The 22,479-nt window shown below is 48.5% G+C and carries 16 protein-coding genes; 11 read left to right on the top strand and 5 right to left on the bottom strand.

Annotated elements, in window-relative coordinates; genetic code table 11:
• Positions 1 to 81: 81 nt before the first annotated feature.
• The 4 genes from B9Y77_RS07875 (at position 82) to B9Y77_RS07860 (ending at position 3,048) form a co-directional block, all read left to right on the top strand.
• Positions 82 to 924, top strand: coding sequence for a hypothetical protein (locus B9Y77_RS07875; RefSeq protein ID WP_139829280.1), 843 nt, complete (start codon positions 82 to 84; stop codon positions 922 to 924).
• Positions 924 to 1,427, top strand: a complete 504-nt coding sequence (locus B9Y77_RS07870) for a hypothetical protein (RefSeq protein WP_073423558.1) — start codon at positions 924 to 926, stop codon at positions 1,425 to 1,427. Before B9Y77_RS07875 ends, B9Y77_RS07870 begins: the two co-directional genes overlap by 1 nt.
• Before the next feature lie 61 nt (positions 1,428 to 1,488).
• Positions 1,489 to 2,271 (top strand): hypothetical protein, encoded by a 783-nt coding sequence (locus B9Y77_RS07865; RefSeq protein WP_085491123.1) that lies wholly within the window; start codon positions 1,489 to 1,491, stop codon positions 2,269 to 2,271.
• Positions 2,272 to 2,277: 6 nt separating this feature from the next.
• Positions 2,278 to 3,048, top strand: a complete 771-nt coding sequence (locus B9Y77_RS07860) for a hypothetical protein (RefSeq protein WP_139260778.1) — start codon at positions 2,278 to 2,280, stop codon at positions 3,046 to 3,048.
• On the opposite strand, the gene B9Y77_RS07855 is transcribed toward B9Y77_RS07860, so the two are convergent.
• A complete protein-coding gene (locus B9Y77_RS07855; RefSeq protein ID WP_085491122.1) occupies positions 3,017 to 4,096 on the bottom strand; it encodes an SDR family oxidoreductase in 1,080 nt (359 codons plus the stop codon). The genes B9Y77_RS07860 and B9Y77_RS07855 overlap by 32 nt on opposite strands.
• Positions 4,063 to 4,635 carry an NUDIX hydrolase gene (locus B9Y77_RS07850; protein ID WP_085491121.1) on the bottom strand — a complete coding sequence of 191 codons (573 nt, stop codon included), beginning with the start codon at positions 4,633 to 4,635 and terminating at the stop codon, positions 4,063 to 4,065. Before B9Y77_RS07850 ends, B9Y77_RS07855 begins: the two co-directional genes overlap by 34 nt.
• 267 nt (positions 4,636 to 4,902) lie before the next feature.
• On the opposite strand from B9Y77_RS07850, the gene B9Y77_RS07845 reads away from it, so the two are divergent.
• Together B9Y77_RS07845 and B9Y77_RS07840 are read left to right on the top strand one after the other, a co-directional pair.
• Positions 4,903 to 5,718 carry a TIGR02147 family protein gene (locus tag B9Y77_RS07845; RefSeq protein ID WP_085491120.1) on the top strand — a complete coding sequence of 272 codons (816 nt, stop codon included), beginning with the start codon at positions 4,903 to 4,905 and terminating at the stop codon, positions 5,716 to 5,718.
• Between the two features lie 45 nt (positions 5,719 to 5,763).
• A complete protein-coding gene (locus B9Y77_RS07840; protein ID WP_139829278.1) occupies positions 5,764 to 6,651 on the top strand; it encodes a hypothetical protein in 888 nt (295 codons plus the stop codon).
• Between the two features lie 129 nt (positions 6,652 to 6,780).
• On the opposite strand, the gene B9Y77_RS07835 is transcribed toward B9Y77_RS07840, so the two are convergent.
• Positions 6,781 to 8,103, bottom strand: coding sequence for a polysaccharide deacetylase family protein (locus B9Y77_RS07835; RefSeq protein ID WP_085491118.1), 1,323 nt, complete (start codon positions 8,101 to 8,103; stop codon positions 6,781 to 6,783).
• A gap of 129 nt (positions 8,104 to 8,232) precedes the next feature.
• On the opposite strand from B9Y77_RS07835, the gene B9Y77_RS07830 reads away from it, so the two are divergent.
• The 3 genes from B9Y77_RS07830 (at position 8,233) to B9Y77_RS07820 (ending at position 11,860) form a co-directional block, all read left to right on the top strand.
• Complete coding sequence (locus tag B9Y77_RS07830; RefSeq protein WP_085491117.1) at positions 8,233 to 9,444, top strand: Rossmann-fold NAD(P)-binding domain-containing protein; 1,212 nt, start codon at positions 8,233 to 8,235, stop codon at positions 9,442 to 9,444.
• An 8-nt stretch (positions 9,445 to 9,452) separates the two neighbouring features.
• Entirely contained in the window at positions 9,453 to 10,295 is an 843-nt protein-coding gene (locus B9Y77_RS07825) for a hypothetical protein (protein WP_085491116.1), read from the top strand.
• A 170-nt stretch (positions 10,296 to 10,465) separates the two neighbouring features.
• The gene (locus B9Y77_RS07820) at positions 10,466 to 11,860 is read left to right on the top strand and encodes an MATE family efflux transporter (RefSeq protein WP_085491115.1); all 1,395 of its coding nucleotides are present in this window, start codon (positions 10,466 to 10,468) and stop codon (positions 11,858 to 11,860) included.
• Between the two features lie 22 nt (positions 11,861 to 11,882).
• Here the strand turns inward: B9Y77_RS07820 and B9Y77_RS07815 are convergent, their stop codons facing one another.
• Positions 11,883 to 12,698, bottom strand: coding sequence for a GGDEF domain-containing protein (locus tag B9Y77_RS07815; protein WP_085491114.1), 816 nt, complete (start codon positions 12,696 to 12,698; stop codon positions 11,883 to 11,885).
• A gap of 389 nt (positions 12,699 to 13,087) precedes the next feature.
• Here B9Y77_RS07815 and B9Y77_RS07810 point away from each other — a divergent pair, with 389 nt between their 5' ends.
• Together B9Y77_RS07810 and B9Y77_RS07805 are read left to right on the top strand one after the other, a co-directional pair.
• Positions 13,088 to 17,803 (top strand): fibro-slime domain-containing protein, encoded by a 4,716-nt coding sequence (locus tag B9Y77_RS07810; RefSeq protein WP_254899964.1) that lies wholly within the window; start codon positions 13,088 to 13,090, stop codon positions 17,801 to 17,803.
• A gap of 61 nt (positions 17,804 to 17,864) precedes the next feature.
• Complete coding sequence (locus B9Y77_RS07805) at positions 17,865 to 18,266, top strand: SPOR domain-containing protein (protein WP_073423545.1); 402 nt, start codon at positions 17,865 to 17,867, stop codon at positions 18,264 to 18,266.
• Between the two features lie 121 nt (positions 18,267 to 18,387).
• Here B9Y77_RS07805 and B9Y77_RS07800 read toward each other — a convergent pair whose 3' ends face one another.
• On the bottom strand, positions 18,388 to 22,470 hold the full coding sequence (locus B9Y77_RS07800) for a hypothetical protein (RefSeq protein WP_085491112.1): 4,083 nt from the start codon (positions 22,468 to 22,470) through the stop codon (positions 18,388 to 18,390).
• Positions 22,471 to 22,479: the final 9 nt, after the last annotated feature.

Raw genomic sequence — 22,479 nt, 5'->3', positions numbered from 1 at the left:
CCGTAGCAATAAAATGCTGCGGTCTTTTTGTTTATGTCCTTTATTATTCCTATCTTTATAACAAATGTTGAATGAGAGATTTTGTTAGATATGAAACTTAGTGCGTTTATTGTTGCTGTTTTGTGCGCTGCCCTTTGGGCAAAACCTAGCGTGTTTATTCCCGCTGTGGAATTGGATGGTGTGCATCAGGATTATGCCGATAAGCTTGTCCGTTGGACTAAAGGGTACATCGAAAACAAAAAAGATGTGCGCGTGGTCGAATACGAAATCGAAAGCGATTTTATTTTGCAAATCAAGATGTTGCGAAAAGACGATGGCATTGTCGTTGTCTATACGCTGATGAATTCCAAAAACAAAAAAGAAGTTTGGACGTACAGGCACATGGCTTATACACCCAATGACTTGATTCCCATTGTCGATGTGACTACAATGAAGTTTGGACAATGGAATGGGTTTAGGGTTGGTCTGGGCTTGGGCTCTCATGTCTTGACTGTTCCTGAATTTGCGGCGGCGCCATTGCTCGATTTTTCGTTTCAGTTCTTATATAGCAACTTCCTTGCTTCTATAGATTTTAATTGGGGAATTGACGAAGGATTAGGTGACGATGATTTCTGGTATTTTGGAATATTCTTTTCTCCTGCTTACGTGTTTAATGGTCGCTATGCATTTCCTTTTGTGGGAGCGGGGGCTGGCTGGTCCTTTATGGGGTACAAGTCGGATGAGTATTCATTTAGCGAAAACTTGAGCGGGGAAGGCTTAAGTTTATTTTTGAAAACGGGTATTCTTTTTAAGCCGATTGATTATAAAACCATTTTTGCTATAGATTTCCGCTATCTATATAACTTCTATGAAATTCAGAAAATTTCCACTAAAGGTTGGATGCCTGTTCAAGGGTGGAGTGTCAGCGCACAGGTATGGTGGTAATGATGAAAAAGATAATTGCGTTGTTGTTGACTGTATTGCTGGTAGGTTGCAGCAGTTCCTGGATTTCTGTCCCGGGAAATGAACGTTACGATATTTATCGCAATGGCGAGCTTGTTTGCAAATCGACGAACAGTTGTAAGGTCCGAGCGTCTGGTGGCAAGGAAATGCTTTTAGAAGCTCGCAAGGATAGCATTGTGTATGGACATTTGCTTGTTGCACGTCAGGATAGCAAACATGGTTCCGGTGCGCTTAGTACTACGTATCATACTGTTGTCAATACGGAAAAATTTCTTTTTGGGTTCATGAGCCCGAGTGGTCGTGGCGATACGATGCTTTATTTGTTTCTAGGTGGAGCTGTTTTGGTCGGTGGCATTTTTGCCCTTCCTATTATTCTTATGCTTCCGGATAATCTTGGATCGCTTCCGAAAAATATGACCATTCCTATAGGGGCAAGCGATGGTTCTGTAACCCCGTTCCCATGGGATCAACCAGCGAAGGATTAATATAGACAAACTTAAATTATTTGTCTAAATTTTTACATCATTGTTAATAATAATTGAATTTATGAAAAATAAAATCATAGCCGCTCTTATTTTATGTGTTGCAGGTTTTGCGTTTGCAGAATCGGCCCCGTCTGCTCCGTCCATCGGCAAGTCTGCCCCGCGTGAACATCGCGGTTTTTATAGCAGCATGTCGTTTGGTTATGCCTACAACTGGTTTAAAAATAGCCGTAACGATGTCGATTGGCGTAGTGGCTATGTGGATCCTTATAAGACCTTAAAGGAAGAAGAAACCGATTACTTTGAGTTCGGCGGTGGCTCCTTTACGTTGACTGAATTCAAGTTTGGCGTTGCTCTCGGAAACTTAATTGCGCTCCATTCCGTTTTCAATTTTGGATTCTATGCGGGGTCCATCGATTACCGCTATGAAACGCATAATTATGGGTGCTATGAAGGTAACATTTGTGAAGAGACCTCTCTTAGAGCACGTGAACCGAAATCTGTACCGGGAATCGCAGCTTATGGCTTCAGGACTTATTTTGGCTTTGGTACGACGCTTTACCCGTTCCAGGATAAAAACTCGCCGATGAATGGATTCTTTGTGGGTGGCTCCTTCGGGTATACGCTATTTTTGACTTTGTTGGATGGAGAAGCCGATGTTGAAGATGCTACCGGAAATGGCGGTATTGGTTTTGAACTGGAAATTGGTAAGGATTGGTGGGTCAATGACCACATGTCTATTGGTGTTGGGCTTGGCTTTGCACACAATAGCTTGATTTGGGAAACGGTGGCTTCGCATAATTCTGATAATGTCATTTCAATTTCGTTCCGTATTACGCGTGGATAATTGACGATGAAGATGGTTAAAGCGCTAATCGTTATTTTGACCTTCGCCGTTATGGCTTGGGCTCAAGGAAATTCCCGTCCGCCTTGTCAACATCGTGGCTTCTTTTACAGCATGGGCGTGGGCTTTGCGTACACGAGTTTTGAATCGGAAAAAACTCATGGTTATGATTGGACTTCCGCGCAATTGGATTACTATCGTCAGGTTACTCGCGACGATGAAGAGCGCAGCTGGAAATTTAGTGGCGTAGACATTCCCAAATTCGAATTGAGAATGGGTGTGTCTATCGCAAATTATGTTGCTCTGTATACTCTTTGGGACATGGGCTTGTTTACTGGTGAGGCTGAGTATTCTGAGACGGATTATCGCAGAGTATTCAGTGAACAAAATGGAACGCTAGTTAAGATAAGCGACGAAATTCGTGATTATAGACATCGTAAAGATGATGGTGTCGGTTTGTATTTCTCTTTTGGACTCGGAATTTCCGTTTATCCGATCAGTAACCTGGCATCACCTTTGAATGGGCTTTATGTGAGCTTTGCTGGCGGCTTTGATGCTTTTGCCGCGGGCTTTGTCGAAGATCATGAAGATGGCGACGCTATCGGAATTTTTAACCGCTATGAAATCGGTAAAGATTGGTGGGTTAGTGACACATGGTCAGTAGGCGTTGCTTTTGCCTACAAAAATTTATTTGTAATTGACGACGATGATGGCTATTATGAACACAATAAATCGAGCCGTCACACGATCAGTCTTTTGTTCCGCCTAACTCGCGGATAAAACCCGTATCTACACCGTTAACAAGCAAGTTGGTGATAGCCTCGTCGCTACCCATCTTGCTTTTTTCTTTTATGTGGCGACCAAAAGTTTTGTGCCAGTCGAAACTGTCGGGTACGAGTTCGTCAAAGACGGGCCAAGGCTTAATGAATCCTGGCGGCAGCAATTTGTAGAGCTTTTCTGAATTGATGCTCAGGTCGCCAACGCGTGGGGGCATGCGACCACCTTCGATGCGCGGCACTCCGTGGAGGAGTTCGGCGGGGTAGCCTCCGACGGCATTTACGATTTGGCCGACATTGTAGAGTGAAACGCGACGTGGACCGCCACAGTTGTAAATGCCTGCGGGGAATTTGTGTTCCAAGATGTATTGCACGGTGCGGCAAAGGTCTGGACCCGAAAGCGGGTTGCGGAATTCATCGGTGAACAAGGTTGCTGGGCGACCGGGGCGGAACCGGTATGTGATCCAGTCGATAGCGCCGGCGCATCCGCCGGGAGCGTAATCCATCGGGAGCGGCACGCGGAGAATCACCACATCTGGCTTGATGGCGGTAATCGCATCTTCGGCTTCGGCCTGGTGCTTGCCGTAATTGTGGATGGGGTCTTTGGGGTCGGTTTCGACGTAAGGGCGGTTTGGCTTTGTTTTTTCGTTGCCACTAAAGACCATGTCGGCGGAAATGCGGATGAGTGTTGCGTTGTAGCGTGCGGCGAACGTGGCTGCATCAACGCCTTGACTGTAATTCAAAAGTCGGCTGCGCGCGGGGTCGCATTCGCAGGCTTTCAGCGCGCAGTTTCCGCTGGCGTCGATGACTGTGCCAAAGTGAAAACGCTCGAAAAGCTCGCCCAAGCGTTCCGTTTCTTCGGCGTCTACGCCAAAAACGTTGTCGCCAAAAACGCACGGGTGCTTGATGGGGCGAACGCCGATAACGCCGGGTACATCCCCGCGAACGGCCACGTTGCCGTACAGTTTATTGAAATGCCTAAAAAGTGCAAAACCGGGAACGCCATTCAGCCCGAGAATTAAGATCGGGAGGCGGATTGCGATAATTTCCACTTGAAGTAGCCTGCGATTTGAAGCGGGTGATTGAACGTGCCATCAGCAACTTTTGCCTGGAATTCTTCGTCCGTGTACAGGAACGTTTCGATATCTTCCGTATCGTCAAAGCTCGTTTTGCCCAAGCGTTCCACGCCGTCGATGAACACCACATGGAACTTCCCGCGATGCCTATCTGGATTCACCGGAAAGGAACCGAGATACATTGTCACCCCGGCCTCAGTGCCGGGGGCGCCTTTTACCCCGTACCCGCATTCTTCTTGCAGTTCTCTGACGGCAGCCTCTTCCGGCGTTTCGCCTTTGTCTATAATCCCTGCCGGGAACTCAAGCGCAATCTTACCCGTCCCGTGGCGGTACTGTTCCGTCATGACCCACTTGCCCTCCTTTGTGCGGGCAAGAATCAAAACCCAGTCGGGCTGCCACAACGTATAAAAATCATCGATGACTTTGCCGCTTGGCAGTTCGCATGTTTCCTTTGCGACCTTCAACCACGGCGCATCCACCAAAAATTCAGAATCCAATAATTTCCACGGTTTCATACCCCAAATTTAGAAAATACAATGTCATGCCCGCCTCCGAGCGGGCACCACCCCCTCGTTATGCATCGTCATCTTGAGCGTAGCGAAAGATCCAGTTAAGTCTCTCCCTGATTCATCTACATCTACTACTGATTCATTAAATTTTAAAAATTTTTGAAATTTGCAAAATTTTCGTAATTCTGTTAAAAATCGAAAATTTTGTATCATTTTATCTGTTGCGAGTCCTACGCAAATGAGGTATATTTGTTTGCGAAAGGAGGTTAAAACATGAAACCGATAACAGAATATCAAGATTACCGAAAGTACATGCTTGATTATTTTGAATGGCGAAAGAAAAGTTCTGCGTTCTCATGGCGTGAATTTTCCAAGATCGCCGGATTCTCGTCGCCATCGTACCTAAAACTTGTATGTGATGGCAAGAGCTCGTTGAGCCGCGTGGGTGTCCCGCTTGTGGCTGCTGCGATGAACCTGAACGACTTTGAACGGGAATATTTCAAGCTCATGGTCGAATTCACGAATGCCAAAGACGATGGCTATAAAAAGGAAGCTTTTCTCGAAATGGAGAGGCTTGCAAACGAACAGCGTGCTAGAGTGTTGAATGCTGATGCGTTTGACTATTACGAATCAGCGGTAAATTCCGTTGTTCGTGAACTTGCCCCGTTGATGCCAGGAGCACTTCCGGGTGAAATCGCTAAGAAAATCAAACATACGTTTACGGCGCAACAAGTCCGCGTTTCGTTAAAACTCTTGGTAAAGCTCGATTTGCTCAAGTCGCTTGGCGAGAACGTCTACGAGCAGACTGACAAAGTCATTACAGGTTCGGGCGATGCGCTTAAGCTTGCGCTCCGCTCCATGAACGGCCAGATGATTGACCTTGCTCGCGAGGCTATCGAAAAAATTGCTCCGGGTGAACGCAACATATCGGGCGTGACCATCGGAGTCGACGAAAATGCTGTGAAACGCATCTCCGAAGAGGTGGACCGTTTCCGCAAACAAGTTATTGCCATTGCTGGCGAATCCAAAAAAATCAACCAAGTTTATCGTTTAAATCTACAGCTTTTCCCGCTGACGGAAAAAGTGTAAGGAGGAAACATTATGAATATGAAAAAATTTCAAAGGAGGATTCCTATGAATATGAAAAAAATCATACCGCATACGCTTGCTGCGTTGAGTATCGCAGGTGCGCTAAGCGCTTGCTCTGATAACAAGGTTGTCGGTGCGGACGAACAGGCGAATACCGTTGCTTTGAGCTCTAGCTCTGGTGTCGGGCCGGGGTCTTCGAATTCTTTCGACGTAAATCGAGAATCTAGTGACCTTGTTGCGTTACTTAATCGCGTGGGTAATAATCATGCAGTGACAATTTATCATGTGGCTGGAGATACCTCGCAATCAAACGATCCTCAGGGAAACTATAGAAGCATCTTCCATTACGATTCTGTGGATGCCTATAAAACTTATAACGATGTTGTTGAAAAAATTCTTGAAGCAGGCTCCATTCGCTATGTTGTCAATGATATTATCAACGATTTTGATTTCGATTCTTCTGTTTGTTCCGGTGTAACTTCCTGTAATCAAGTATATTACCAAACAGAAGTGGCGATGATTGACAAAGAACATAATCATATGCGTTGGCCACTTTTTATGAGCTATGGGGGGCATGGAAATTATGGACAACAGAGGTTGCAATGCTCGCAACTTGAATTAAAATCAAAAGGTTATTCAATCGGTTTTAGAGAGCAAGACTCTGGTCTTGTTGTTCTGAAAAGTCTCGTTACTCGTCAAGATCATGAAATGTATGAGGAATTCAAAGCTGATTGTGCTCTCGAAAATGGAGAATATATGGATTATCTGGAATATTTCCCAGAATATGTGGGATATCCAGGAATAGAACCTCCTCATGGTGGTATGTGTTTTGTCAAACCTGAGATGATTGATAGTGTTCCGACATACAAAGATCCTCACTGGGCTAAAAACGCTAAGTATGTTATTGACAGCTGTGCTGATATGAATGATTAAATCCCATATCTCCTGAAATAAGCACGCTCCCGCTCGTGAGAGCGGGAGCTATTCATGTTTACCCTATCAATAAACAAGAAGCCCGCTCCAATCGGAGCGGGCTATCCCTAAACCACAAACTTTTTTGAACTACTTGATGTTCATTGTCCAAGCTCTGTTGCCGATTTTTACGACATACATGCCCTTGGCACCGGTATAGACTTTCTGCAACATGCCGATACCCTTGGTGGTACGGACAACGTTACCGAGGCTGTTGAACACGGTGATGTTCAAGCCCTGGGCGTTCTGAACGGTGATATAGCCGCTTGCGTCTACGTATGCAGCGAGGTGGCGACCGTCAAGTGATTGCATCGGGAGAGCTGTTGTGCTGCTCGAAGAAACTGCCGGTTCGCTGGAGCTGGAACTTGCCGGCGGTTCAGCGCTGCTAGAAGATTCTGCGGCGGCGTTGGCGTTCTTCACGACAATCTTGCCTGCGTTCGGAACAGCGTCAAAGTAAACATAACCGCCATCAACTTTGGATTCGAGCTTGGCGTCACTCTGCGTGACTTCGACCTTGGTCCAGTCGGTTTTTACCTTGATGGAAAGCGGGTAGTCGTACTTGGAAATGTTATCTGCAATAGAGTGCTTGAGTTCGAACGTCATGGTGTTTGCTGCACCACCGTCCTGCGGTTCAATCTTGGAGGCATTGCGTTCCTTGATGTACATGGCGACAAAGCCCATCGGGGCAACCCAAATGTCCTTGTCGTTTTCCTTTGCCCACTTCAATGCTCCTTCGATAGCGCCGAGGTCGGTCGGGGAGTAGGTGGCGTTGCCGTTGTTCTTGCCTTGGAAACCGTGGGTAAGGAATGCGGCCCAGCCGTTGCTCTGGATGACTTTCTGCATTCTGCCGGTAAAGTCGTTTGTGCTCTTGATCTGGCCTTCGGCACCGGTCATGGTAGCGGGAGTCTGAGCCCAGTTGCTGGGACCGTCCTTGCCCATTTCATCGGACATGCCCTTCCAGCTGCCGTTGCAGATACGGCCTACGATGTAGTTGCTTTTTACTGCACTTTCATTTGGTACGTTGCAGTTCGGGTAGGCGACTGTGATAATGCCGTACTTCTGCTTGATTTTTCCATTAATATTTTGTTTTGAAGAGGCTTCTTCGCCACTCATGTTTTGACCGTGGCTATTGCTGTGGCTTGCGATTTCGTGACCGTTGTCTGCCATGCCCTGGAAACCGCTCCAGTTGGGGTTCCAGTTGTAAACCAGGTTGAAGGTACCCTTGTAGCCGTACTTGTCGAATACCGGAGCGGCATCGCTGACTTGGCTCGGGGCGCCATCGTCAAATGTAAAGGAGGCGGCACCCTTGCGGAAGCCCGACCAGGTTGCAATTTCTGCATTCTGAGCGAAAGCTGCGCCTGCTGCGAACATTCCAACTGCGACAGAGGCAATAGAAATTTTTTTGTAGTTCATTATCCACACCTTGTTAATAGTATTATGCGAAAATAATTTACCCCCATATATAAAGAACCGTCCCACGTTAAATTTCTTTTTGTTGTATAGTAATGCAACAGGGGAGGGGTAAATTCTATATTTCCTTACATGGATTTACAGTCGATTCTCTCCTCCGTTCTAGACGAAGTTTACGAAAAAAACGAATACCCCGCACTTGCGGCGCTTGAAAGCGAATGGACACATACCCGTCCGTTCGATGGCCTCCGCGTGCTGGTGGCAACCCCGATTTACCGCAACACCATGACCGAATACCGGGCTCTCGTGGCGGGCGGTGCCGACCTTCTCGTTGGTTTTTCGGAATTTAACGACCCCGATGTCGTGGACTTTATGAGGGAATGGGGCGTGCCCGTTGTAACGCCTGCCGAAATGCTCGAAGCTGAATCCCACGGCGAGTTTGTAGACGTGGTACTCGACTGTGCGGGACCTTTTGCGGTGCTCCACCCGAAAATTGGCTTTGTGGAACTCACGCGTTCGGGTGTACACTATTATAAAAATGCAGAAAAACCGGTTTACGTTGCCGATAGTGGTATCGTCAAGCGCATCGAGACTTCCTTGGGCACGGGCGATGGCTATTTCCGCGCTCTCGAAAAGCTGGGCTTTGGTGGAGATTTCGAAGGCAAGAAGTTATTGGTTTTTGGTAGTGGCAAAGTCGGTTCGGGAATTGCGCTCCAAGGCGTGCGCCGAGGCTGCAATGTGACCGTTGTGACGGACTTGAAACGCGGGCAGTCTCAAACAGCGAATTCCGAAAATGCTGAACATTCCGCGGCTCCTGAAACAATGCCCGCAGGCGATTTTTCTGCCGTCCTTGAGCAAAATGACGTGGCTGTCGTGGATTGCCATGACTATGCAACTGTCGCTTCCTTGATTGAAAATTCGGATTTCGTCGTGACGGCGACGGGAGTCAAAAATGCCCTTGCAGCCCCGGAATTGACGGAAGCGCTTCTCTCGACCCAGGCAAATCTTGCCAATATGGGGGTCGAAGATGAATATGGCGAAGCTATCCCGGCAGAAAAAGTGCTCAATGATAAAGGTCCGCTGAACTTCATTCTCGAAGAACCGACACATTTAAAGTACATTGATACGTCGCTTGCGCTCCATGCTGCCCTTGCCGAACGCTTGGTCCAAGAAGCCGCGACTCTTGAAGACTCTTCCGATGCGGCTTCTGCAGAAAATGCCGTCGGTCTTCGCTTCCCGCCGCAAGAAATTGAGCAGCGCTTGCTCACCATCGCCATCCAAAATGGTGTCATTGGTCCTGAAATTTGCAGTATGCTCGGTGGTATCCCCACCGAAATGGACTAGGTGCGAAAATGACCCCCGAGAACATGAAAAAGGTCGTCGATCTCTGCAACCAGATTTCGAACATCACCTACGAAAACTTGACGAAAATCATCCGTCTGGAACAGACGGGAAGCGCCACCGGCGCGCGCAAGCTTGACGATAGCGACCAGAATGATATCGATTCCTGGATGGGCGGGGGCACCTGCTTCAGCATGACATGGCACTTATACCAGGCGCTCACGGATATGGGCTTCAAACCGCGTCTTGTCATGGGCCACAAGCGCAAAGAACGCAATATCCACTGCGCCCTCATCTTGCCCGACCCCGACGACAGCGTTGTCACCCCGGGGCAACTTTTTTCTACGAATGTCACCCCGACCTCCGTGCTGGGGTCGGTTCTCTCGTCTAATTCCTACCTTCTTGACCCGGGTTACTTGATTTTCGACCCGCTCCAGATGCCGCTTCCGCAGCCTTTTGGCACCGGTGAAGCGTTTTTCCCGCTTTCCCCGAACTGCGTGCGTCTCGTGCGCCCGACGCTCGAATCGATGGAACTCTGGACAGGTGGCGCTGGCGCCCCGATGAAGCTCCGTTTCGAGTACCCCGTCGAAGGTGTCTCCGTCGAAGAATTCAAGCACCACTGGAACGAGAGTTTCTACCGCGAAATGATGACCTACCCGGTCTTGAACCGCCTTGACCGCGAAAAAGGCATCCAGTATTACTACCAGAAGGGAAACCTCGTCGTTCGCAGCAGCACAGGCTCGCAAATGAAGCGCATTGAGCCCGCCGACCGCGTGCAAACCCTCAGCGACATTTTCAAATTGTCGCCCGCCATCATCGAGCAGGCGCTCCAGATTCTTGAGAAAAAGCACTAGAAGGCGTTTTTCTTATCTAAATTAAAAGCTTGGCATTTGCCCCCAAATTTTCTATCTTTGCGCGCGAAAATCGAGGTTTTTGCGACGTTTTCCGCATTTTGCGGTTATCTTGAGCGGCTCCGCGCATCTAGTCCAACCATTTGCGTCTTGCGGGCCTCACGGGTGTGTTTATGGAAGATGTAATAAACAATAAAAAACTTAACGCGATGGGGACGGCGAGTATCCCGAAGATTGTCATGCAGTTTTCGGTCCCGGCTATCATCAGTATGCTCGTCGAAGCGCTCTACAACATCGTGGACCGCTATTTCGTAGGCCAGGGCGTCGGTAGCCTCGGCATCGGCGGCATCACCATCTGCTTTCCGATTGCCCTTTTCATTATGGCGATGTCTATGATGGTTGGCGTGGGTGGCAACACGCTTTTTGCCATCCGCCTCGGTGAACGCAAGTACCAGCAGGCGGCTATCATCCTTAATAACTCCTTTGTTTTGCTCATCATCATGGCGGTGAGCTCCTTTACGCTTGGTCAGATTTTCATGGTGCCACTCCTCAAGCTCTTTGGCGCAAGCGACCAGCTTTTGCCTGTGGCTTCGAGTTACATGCGCATCATCTTGTGCGGTGCGATTTTCCAGACGATTGTCCCCGGCATGAACCACTTTATCCGCAGCATGGGCCACCCGAAAACGGCCATGACCCGTGTGATGATTGGTGCCGGCAGTAACGTGATTCTAGACTGGCTTTTCATCATGAAGTTCAACTGGGGCATTGAGGGCGCTGCTTGGGCGACTGTCTTGAGCCAGTTCATCGGCGGCCTTGCCGTGATGCAGTTCTTCGTGAAAAAGACGACGCCTATCAAGGTCAACCGCCGTTACATGAAGCTCCGCCTCCCGTATGTGCGCAAAATCTTCATTCTTGGCCTTCCGCCGAGCATTATGCAGATTAGCAACAGCCTTGTGAACGCCATTTTGGCACGCAGCCTCACATCGTATGGTACTCGTGACTTGCCGATTGTGAACGGTATGACGGGTGGAGACCAGGCAATTGCCGCATTCGGAATTCTGATGAGTATCGTCTCCATGATTGTTTTGCCGCTCATGGGCTTTGTGACGGGCTCTCAACCGATTATCGGGTACAATTACGGTGCCAAGTACAACAACCGTGTGCGCGATACTGTCAAGTTCACCATGCTTTATGCAATTGCGTTCATCGTGGTTGCATGGCTACTCGTGATGACGAATACGCTTGCTTTTGTGAAGCCGTTTGTCCCGAACGACCAGAATATGCAACAGCTCACGAGCAAAGCTCTCCGCACCTTCATTTGCATGATGCCGTTTGTACCGCTAGGTATGGTGTCGGGTAACTTTTTCCAGGGAACGGGCAAAGCCTGGCGTTCGATGTTCCTAAACGCTTGCCGTCAGCTCATTTTGCTGATTCCGTTCCTGTTTATTATGCCGCGTTTCTTCGGACTTCGTGGCGTGTTCATGGCACAGCCCATTGCAGACTTTGTGACGGCCGTTATCGCCATCATCATGCTCCGCGCCGAACTCAAGAACATCCCGCGCATTTAAGGCGCGGCGCTTCTCGCCGCATTTACCCCGCAGTATTGAGCAATCCATCGCTTTCGGCGATGAACTCGTTCATCTGCGAAACTTCGGCCCCCTGTCGAGACACTAGCCCAATCGAAATTGTCACCGGGATTCTCGAATCCATCCACGAGAATATGTGGCGTTCAATGACCAAACGCATTTTCTCGGCGCGCTTCGTGGCGTCTTCGGGCGAAATCCCATTCATGAGGAGCAGGAACTTTTCTCCCTCGTAGCGTGCGAGCAAATCCGAATCGCGCTTCTCATCGTTCAAGATCCTGGCGACTTCCTTTAAAATTAGGTCGCCGCACATTTCACCGCAGGATTCCGTCAGACGTTTGAATTCATCCACGCGAATCATCGCCACATGGATAAATGTGCCCCCGCGGCGGGCGCATACAAGTTCTCCTGCCGAGCGGTCCATAAACGCCTGGCGGTTCAGAACTCCCGTCAGTTCGTCCATCGTCGCTGCTTCGTACAGTTCGCGGCTAAAAGCTTCTTCGCTTTGGTCCTTGTAGGCGACCTTCAAGACCATCTTGCCAATCTGGAGCCTGTTGTCCGAATCGAGAATTTGCTTATTTATATAGTTACCGTCGACGAACGTTCCGTTCGTGCTGCCGAGGTCTTCGACCGTCACACTCTGACCGTCAAACGTGAGCGCGCAATGCCTGCGGCTTACCAGTTCGTCTTCAAAACGGATGTCGGCATCTTGCCCACGACCGAGCACCACGGTCCCTAATTCGAGCGGAAGCTCTGCGAACTCGCTTTGCGGGTACAGCACTATCAAGTGCGGGTGAACGACCATCGGTTTTAAAATTTCCATAAAATCCCTTGTTAATCCCGCCCCAAATATAGGACCTTTTGCAAAAGTCGTCCTTGCTCTCGGCACTGTCCTCCTCTACTCCGAACGGGAATCCCCACCCTCTAACCACTAATTCTATAATACGGCTATGATACAGCTTACATCACATCTTTTGTAAAATCTTTTGTTACAAAGTCTTGTTTGTAAAAATACACTTACAAACAATGTTGAAAGTTTGTGAATAGAGCTGTGGATTTCCTTATATAAATTTTTTTTCACATGGATTTAAAAGAAAAAATTCCGTTTTTTTATTTAAAAAAGTAGATTTCGTTTCGGTGTAGTATATCGAGGAGGCTGTTCTTCTTGATGTGCAACGCGGTCAGAGAGAACCGAAAATGGAAAGAAAAACAATGAATAACAGAATCAACTCCTTAAAATGGTGGGTATTGGGCTGTATAATGCTCTTTGCCGGTGCGCAGAGTGCTTTTGCTGCATTGGCTTGTGAGGGCACTGTTTATTTCAAGCTGCCCGAAGGTTGGACATCTGCTTATGCTGTTGCCGGTGGACAAAAGGCTGAATTTGAAAAGAGCACCTTTGCTAACTGGCTCCAAGTTAGCGCCTCTAAAATCGGCGGTCCGAACTCAGCTAAGGGCTTTGTCATTGAAGAAACCGGTGCTAATGACTGTAATAGCGGTCATTGCGCAAGAAAAGACTCGATGAACGTCAAGTATTTGCAGATAAGCGATAACAGCGCTACTGCTTTTACTTGCTCCGATTTCGGTTCTGCAGGTGAATTGTGGATCTCCGCTCATCCGGATCCGAACAAGGCTAACATCACCTACATGAGCAAGACTCCTCCTGACGTCAAGTATTTCTACGTATTCTTGCCGAATAATGAAACGTGGAAGAGTGCTATTCCGCTGCTTGTTGAAGATGGCAAGGACCATGAATTGGAACTTGACGAACAGTGCGGTTGGTATTTTAGACGCTATATTGATGAAGCTCTCCCGTCCAAGGTCCTTATCCGTCGCGATGATGATACGGAAGTGAAGGAAGCTATCGGTAAGGATGGTGGCTGGCAGGTTGAAGGCACCGCTGCTGAACCGATCGGTTTGGAAGGCATGTTCGCTCTCTTTGATTCTGATGAACTTTTCTTTGTGGCTGACCCTGATGAAGCTACTAAGCTCCCGAGTGATGAAATGGGTTGGTACGACACCCGCCCGAATGTTGTTGGCAAGTGCAGCTACGATTTGGCCGCTTTGATTTACGATACCGACGCTTCTTTGCATGGTGCATTTACCTGCAACCCGGACTGGGCTCCTGGACAGACTCCTGCTCAGGCTCATGCTAACGCTTGCTATACTGCGTCTGCTAAGTATCAGGTTGCTTCTGCTGGTGGCGAAGTTCCGTGTATCGGTGTGACTAAGGGCATGGTGGAAAGCACTTTGCAAAGGGATGCTACCACAGGCAGAAAGAAAATGGTGCTTACTACTAAGGGTAAGAGCTGCTTTGGTGCTCAGGCAGAAGAAGCTTTCACGGCTATGTTTAACTACACCCCGGGCGTGAACGAAAAGTACTGCTTTAACATGACCTTTAATCAGGTTTCTGACGGTAAGTTTGAATTTGAATCCGATACCTACCAGAGCCCGGGTGCTCCGGTGGTGGGTGGCTTCTATCCTGCCGAAGAACCTCCTCTGGATTCTGGCATGACTCCGGGTGAAAGACCGGTGATGCTCTCTGCCCGTTTGGCTGCTGCTGAAAACAAGCGCAAGGCTGAAGGTCCGATTTTCTTCTGCGCTGACTATAATAACCAGCTTTCTAAGTCTCCGGATGGTCTCCGTACTATTCATGCGACTGAAGGTGTTGCTATGAGTGACCTCATTTGCAATGGCCCGGGTTGGGATGGCGGTATTGACTGCGAAGGTCTCTTTGCTGCTGGTGAAGAATTCAAGGATACTCCTGACGCTGCTCAAATTACGAAGAAGCTCGGCGTGACCTGGGAAGGTGACGGCTGGGGTTGGGGTTGCCCGAATATGGGACCTCTCGGCTGGACCTATTTTAAGGAAGGAACTGAAACTGTTGCTGGCAAGCTTGTCGAAAAGAATCAGGTTCCTACAGGTGGTGTTCCTCGTTGGACTTCTGGTGCTAGCGATTCCGAAGTTCTTACGAAGGGTGGCCGTAACCAGCACTTCTGCTTTGAATCTCATGCAAGCTTCCGCTTCAAGAAGGGCTTGAAGTTCAGTTTCCGTGGTGACGATGACATTTGGGTCTTTATTGATAACAAGCTCGCTGTGGACCTTGGTGGTACTCACCTTGCCGCTCCGGGTTACGTTGACTTGGATAAGTTCATGCCGGATGCCGATGTTGGTTCCAACTATGAGATCGATATCTACTTCTGCGACCGTCGTACGACGATGAGTAACGTCCATATCAAGACAAACATGTACATCCAGCAGACCACAGGCATTACTGATAAGAAGAACAATAAGGGTGAAGCCCATGCGGATTACATTGATAATGGTAACCAGCACTACTCTATTTGCTACAAGAAATCTAGTGCAAGCAACTGCGCTGCTGAAGTAGATCCGGCTGGTGGTGACAAGACGATGTGCGGTGCGGAACTCGCTGGTATGGAAATTAACTATGAACTTACCAAAGACCCGACCGGACAGGATCCGACCAAGGTTGTTCTTACTGTTGATGATTTAAAAGCCAATCCGAAACAGTATTTTGACGGCAAGAATTATGGCATAAATGTGTCCACTTCGTATGATCCGATTGTCAATAAGGATGTGTTGAAGAACTTCCTTCCTGCTGACACGTACTATTTGATCATCCGCATTGGTAATGATTTCAAGGCTATTACGGTTGATGTTGTCGGTCAGCTTGGTGTTGCGAATCGTACCGCTGTCGTTGTGGACGATGTTGGCAACCATAGCCTCCCGTATGAATTTATCGAACGCAAGATGGCTGCTGTTCCGAAGGATGGCGCTGTGGACGTCGACCAGCTCGTTCCGCTCTACATTGCCGGTCTCCGCGATCCTTGCACCACTCCTGATTGCACTGATCCTCTCGAAATGCAAGCCTCTACAGGTAGCTACTCTTTGAGCTCTTCTAATGCTAATGCCGTCTTCTACGAAATGAAGAATGGCAAGCTTTCCCAGATTGCTAATCCGGGTGCATCTCGTGAAGTGAATGATGGTATCGATACGGTCTATGTGACGATCCTCGCTCGCTCCATGGGTACAAAGTTGGAAGACTCTGTCTCTGTGAACGTGGTGGGTAGCACTCGTGCCGCTAAGGTCAAGTTCTTCGTGCCGCAGCTCGTCTTTGTGGACGGCCCGACTTCGACGAACATCATTTCCTCTGACCGGTCGGACACAACGCGTGTGAAGGGGTCTCCGGAAATGTTTTATGTCTTAGCTCTAAATCCTGATGATACCCCCTGTGGAGAAGACTGCAACTTTATGCTCGCTCAGGGCGGTGAAACTTCTGCCGGTCTTGATATGGTCAGCGGTGAAATTATTAATGGCCGTGGTAAAGTTGTGGTTACATCTTCTCAGGTTTATGAGAGTCCGAAGTTTGCTACGCTTGATGTAAGCCTCGCTGGTGCTGGTAATGTGCATGCTCTCTACACGAACTTGCAGTTCATAGAACCGAAGGTTCCTGTATTACAGTTTGCCGACATTTACGACGTTCATGGTAAGGTCTCTGACATGGCGATGAATATCGAATCTCCGTACTTTGACCCGGCTAAGGAATACCTTGATGGTATCGGTGACTCCCTCGTTGCTTACTACCATCGTCCGTTCCATAAGGACTCTCTCCCGAATAAGATTGAAGTCTTCTGGGAAAATGAAACGGATTCCGTGGTCTTTGAAAAGGATGAAATCGCAGCTGGTGCAGCTTGCAATACCGCAAATGTCGAACCGGATTATTGCGAACCGGTCATCAAGCTTGGTGGCAAGAACCTCTCCAAGGACATAAAGACTGGCGGTATTGGTCAAATTAGGTCCTGGGCTACCTACAGGCCTACTCCGACAAGCGATCCTATTACGACTGCTTTCAAAAAAGATATTTACGACCGTATTGCTCCGGTGATCGTCTCTGCACTTGCTATGGCTGGCGAATCGGGTAAGAATGTTGAACTGAAGGTTCGCTTCTCTGAACCGGTTAGGAAGACCACTGCAGGTGTTGCAGAAGGTGACAAGGTGTTCTCGTTCTTCATCAACAACGGCAAGACTCGTCATTACGAAGAATTTATCGATGTCGATGAAAACATCAGCTACGGTGAACAGTATCTTGAAACTCAGAACCTCCGTTATAGCCAGAGTTCTGCTGTATTCCCGCAGGCAGGTGACTACATCCACTTCAGAAGCTTGAATGGCGAAGGCTTGATTGCTGACCAGTCTGATTACGCTTCTGCTCCTGGTGCTGATACTCTCCGCCCGGCTGAAGATGCAACCCATAACTGGAACGTTGCTCCTGGCTACGATGCTACGGACCGTCTCCCGTCTCCTTGGGCCTTGATTACTGGTGACGTTAGCTCTTATATCGTAAGACTCATTCCGAGTGCTAAGGGCGGTATTCCGACGAACCATACTCCGGCTGAAATCGAAAAACTCCCGGTGTTCACGGTGATGACCTACGATGCTAACAAGAACGAAAATGACTTCAGAAAGGATATCCGCGCTGGTGGTGCTGGCTATGATGCATATGGTTATATTCCGCATGGCTGGTTTGTCAAGAGCGATATGGGTGCCTTGAAGGAATCTAAGGAAGAATTCGCCGATGCAGATCTCGCCAATATCTACTTCGACTACGAATTCCAGCTCTTCACGAACTTGGGTGGCGTTGTCGCAAATCAGAAGGGTCGTGTGTACTGCAACGACAAGGACCTCTTCGGTGGCAACTGCGTCAAGAATCGTAGAAACATCGTCCTTGTTTGGAACATGAAGTCCAACGATAACCGCATGGTGGGTTCCGGTGCTTACATCTCCAAGGTCAAGACTTTCGTTCAGCTTGATAAGTATGGCAAGAAGAACAAGCTTGAAAAGTCTGAAATGTGGGGTGTCCGTCACAACGCCAATGAAGTTGGCAGCCTCCCTCCACTTGCGAATGAATAAAACGCACCTGTAAAGGTTTTAAAGCCTCCCCTTAGGGGGAGGCTTTTTCTATATTTCGAACATGCGAAAGATTTTAATTGCCCTTTCTTTATGCGCGATGGCTTGGGCCGGATCGCCAACTGATTTGGATTCCCTTTTCCGCGGTAACGAGTATAAGCCGACGCTTAATGCATCGCTCCGCGATACGACAAGCAATTCTGCTGTGCCTGCCAAGGTGACTGGCAAGAACGACAAGGCTGATGGTTACTACATGCTCCAGTTCGAAGCTGTCGGTGATTTTGATGCCGCTCAGAGACGCAAAGCCCAGCTTTCTGCAAGCACGGGTTACACCATTCAGGTGGTGTTCGATCCTCCGTTCTACAAGCTCCGTGGCGGTGGATGGACAAAGCGCAAGGTTGCCGAAGATAAGGCTCGCGAACTTTCCGCTTATAACATCAACGCATTTGTCGTCAAGCTTCGTTAAGGCTTGTCCAAACGCTTAAAGCACAAAGAGCAGGCTCCGCCTGCTCTTGTTTTGTATTTATACATTCTTGCCTTGTCACCCCGGCCTTGTGCCGGGGTCGCCATTGTCACACTGGAGGCGCCTACAGCACGCCTAGCATTTGCTTGATGCTGTGGTCGTCGAGCTTCAGGAGGGCGCGTTCCTCGGGAGGCACGTAAGCCATCTTGCGTTCGCTGTCGGGTCTACCGGAACGGTCGCGCAACACCACATTCTTGTTCGTGAGCGAGTAGAAGAACGGCCCCGTCTTGATAAACTGCTTCTGGTGCAGTGCAAGCTTGATCGCTTCACTTAGGATGGTGTTTATCTTGGTACTAGTACGTTCGACGTGGTGCCTCTCTAAAAGCCTCTGCAACAAAAGCTCGCCATGGATGGGCGTTTCGCTATCGACATAGAACTTGAGCTCTTCGATAATCGTGTCCATCGAAAGCTCCGTAATGGGCTTGCTGCTTGCTTCTGTCATCGCCGGATGCTTGACGCAGTACGGTTCGATTTTGGCTTCGGTGTGCGGTTCTGCTTCGTCGAGAGGAATGTCTTCTTGCGGTGGCGGTGCGACACTTTGCTCAATCGCAATAGTGGCAATCAAGTTTTCCTTTTCGTCTGCATTCGAGATGTTCCATAGCGGGAGCCACATGTTGAGGACCTTCCAGCCGAGTCTCGAAAGAGTGTTCGGGCGCGTGTATTCGCGGTCTTCGATGGATTCCTTGAACGGTGCGCAATTGCAATCGGTCTCGATAACGGCGAGAAAACGCTTGGAGTTGTTTGCATCGATGACGACCGGACCTATAGGAATATCGCCTTGAGCGATATAGTCCTTGTAGGCTATGGATTCGTTTTTGAAAACTTCTTTAATTTGTTCGTCGAGAACAGAACTTTGGACGTATGCAATGGTGTTTTCTGCTGTCGTTTTGCTCTTTAACGAGCTGACCCATTCTTGGAAAAGATTCAGCTTGGCATTGGCGAACTTGTCGGCATCTTCGTTCGTCATGAACAGGCTCAGGCTCTGTTTTGCAAGTGTTGTGCAAATCGAAAGCTTGCATGCTCCGGCGATGCTTGTCATGTTATCAATGTCGACACAGACGAAGATGACGTCGCGGTACAAGTCTATAGCGCGTTCAATCGTCTTTATATAGAACTTGTTTGTAAGATTCCCTTGCGTAAAGAATCTCGATGCGTTCGGGAACTTCTTCAGAAGGTTCTGGATGGCTTCTTCAATTTCGTTGCAAAGAGATTGGTTTGAGGCGAGAATCCCAAGTGTCTGGCTTGGGTTCTTTGTCGCATGTTGCACCGCCTTTTCGGCGATGGATAAAATCTTATCGCGAACGATTTTGAGCGACTGCAATTTGGCTGTTGGCAAATTGCTGTTCGGGAACTGCGCCATTTCGTTATTGTAGATTCTGCTATTGGCGAAACTGAATAACGACGGGTCTGCATATTGCATTGTGTAGCCGATGACGCGTGTGGGGATTCCCTTGCGCAGTGCAGCCGAAAGAACGTTGTCCTTGAAGAATATGGATTGCGAAGAGGTTTCCATATTGCAGGCATCCATCGGGAGCATTTCGAGCGTGGGCGCACAAGGATTGCCAAAGAGGATAATCTTCTTTGAGTTTAAAATTCCAGGCATCGCTTCGGCGATGGTCATGCAGTCGGCATCTAGGAATAACGTAACGTCGAATGAATCGAAATCTTGTTCGTAAGTTTGCGATAGCTTGAAACTACGGAGCAAGTCGGGATTCTTTTCAACGGAATCGTGAGATTCTCTAAAGTTAGCATTGCAGAACTGGTCCAAAAGGGTTCTGTATTGCTTGCCCTGCTGCTTCCTGTTCTTTGCGGAAGGGCTGAACAATTCCGGGCATTCTGCAGAGGCGGCTTGCATTTGGCGGTTCGTCCAGGCGCGTGCAAATGCCATGGCGAGGTCTTTGCTTGCGTTCTTGGAACTCTTTACAAATTGTGCCAAGTTTTCACAGGGCGAATCGCAGATGTTTTCGATGTGCTCGCAAAGTTGCAAATAAATGTCTTGCGAATCCCAATATGTAGACCAGCGTTCAATCTTGTCAATCCAGGAGTCGACCGTTTGAGTATCCATCGATTCGCTCAAGTTGAAAGACTTGCTGATGCTCTGGAGCTTCTTTTGCAGTTCTTGAGCGCTGATTTGTATCTTGTCCAGACTTTCGGCGAATTGTTTGAACAAGTGCCATTTGGAAAGCAATTGCAACAAGTAGTCGTGTTGTTCGCTATTCTTGATGTGTGCGCGGAACACGTAGTAATGGCGAATCTTGTCTGCCAAATCTTTCCAGTCGGTCTTTTCGTATTTCCAGTCTTTGCCGAACAGTCGGGCGGCGAGTACAGAAGAATCCGTGTACTTGCGCTTGTATTCCTGCATTTCGATAAGCTTATCGATTTGCTCCATGAGCATGTTATCGGAGGTGATGCTCTTGGGATCCTTGAATACGCTGAGCAGTTGACGCTTGGGTCTGCGGTAATGGTCCGAGAGCGCCTTGAGGGCGGAACTCAAACTTTGTTCAAATTCTTTGCGTGCGGCAAGGACGTTTGCTTCGATGGCGTCGTCGGTAAAGATGTCGGAACCCTTGCGACGGTAGCTGGACCAGCGGGCGCCTGCGTTTGGCAAGTCGTTGAGATCGTCCTGGTAGGCAATCCATCCGTTTGAATGGAGGTCCCAATCTTCGAAGCCGGGCATTTCCTTGTCAAAGTTTTTCTTGAAAATAGAGACAAGTTCTAAAATGTCAGAAAGCTTGAATCCATCCAGATAGAGCTTGGATTTGTTGATGCTTGCGACAAAAGGCTTGATTGTTTCGACAAGAGCTTTAGCCTGAATCAAGTCTTCGCCAATCAGGTTCTTGCGCTCTTGCGATGCGGCTGGTCGTGTAACCCCTTCAAAGGCGTTGTAAATTTCGATGCCGTTTTCGTTGAAGAACAGCTGTTCCATTTGTTCCAGGCTAGAGAGCATGGACTTGAACTTTTTATAGCGAACGTCTTCGATATTCTCGAAAAGGTCGCTAGCAAACTTTGTCTTGACAGGTCTTAACTTTGCAATTTCGTCGAGCAGTTCTGTGAGTTTAGCGTCACTGGGCTTGAGCGGAAAATTGACGGCGTCGTAATAGGAGACGAGCTTTGCCCTTGTTTCGCTCAACTGCGTTTGAAGCGTGTCGCGGTCAGGACCTTGGAACGAACGGAATGGCGGTTTCCAGGCGCTTTCAAAATTGAGCTTGGAAATGGCACGGCGGCTTACCACACAAACTTTTTTCTTTTGCTGGATAAGGTCTGCGGTGATGTTGACAGCTGCCTTTGCTTTTTCTGATCCGGGGAGTGCTTGTATGGCAAAGGCGGAACATTTTGGATTGAGCGCGTCGATAACCGCTTTGTTTGTCTGCGAATCAGTCGTGTACGGGAAGTAATGATCCGCAGGGCTGTAAACGTGGTCGTAGGGGATTTCTTCAAAGAGCGATGGCTGCGGCATGAAGCCTTCATTGCCTATCGTTGCGATGAAGAAATCGTGGTTGGCGGCTTTGGCGGTTGTCCAGCATTCATTCGCCAGTTTCTTTTTGAGGAGAAGTCTGTTGGTGCTGTAGAACGTGACGCAGTAGCCGTTACGTGTAAATTTCCAATCGGCTTTGGACGCTATCTTTTTTTCGAGGGCGTCAAAAAATTTCTGGATGGCAAAAGTCCCGTTCTTGAAAAAGTCAAGTGCTACAGGGAACTTGATTTCTTTATCAAGTGTCGAGAGAGCAATATTTTCTATTGGGGCGCGTGCCGAAATGGCGACCGTGTCGTGTTCAGCGTCGTAGTCGAGCGGGATGAGGATCGCTGGAGCGAGGCTCTTTTCGCCCCACTTGATGAATCCCGTTGCGATGTACAAGTCCTGGTTGCAAAAGTCTTCGGTCTTTGCTTTGAGAACCTTGCGGAACTTGTCGAGGTCGGCGGCTTGCTTTTCCTCATCGTATTTTGCAGAGATGGGGAAGAATTGTGAAAACGCGCGTGGGGAGGGCTCGTTTTGCCATGTTTCAAAAAACTGGTCGCCATTGCCTAAAAGCAGTGGGGACTGGAATTTATTTTTTTGCGAAAAACAGAGCAAGCGGTCTTTGCTTTCAAAGACTGATGCCTCTTCACGAATTTTTTCAATGGTTGCGGACACGGACGTTGATGCCATGTCATGAAT

Source organism: Fibrobacter sp. UWB13 (genome assembly GCF_900177805.1).
GTDB lineage: Bacteria > Fibrobacterota > Fibrobacteria > Fibrobacterales > Fibrobacteraceae > Fibrobacter.
The sequence above is the reverse complement of the archived record's forward strand: the minus strand, read 5'-3'. Positions and strand labels throughout refer to the sequence as shown.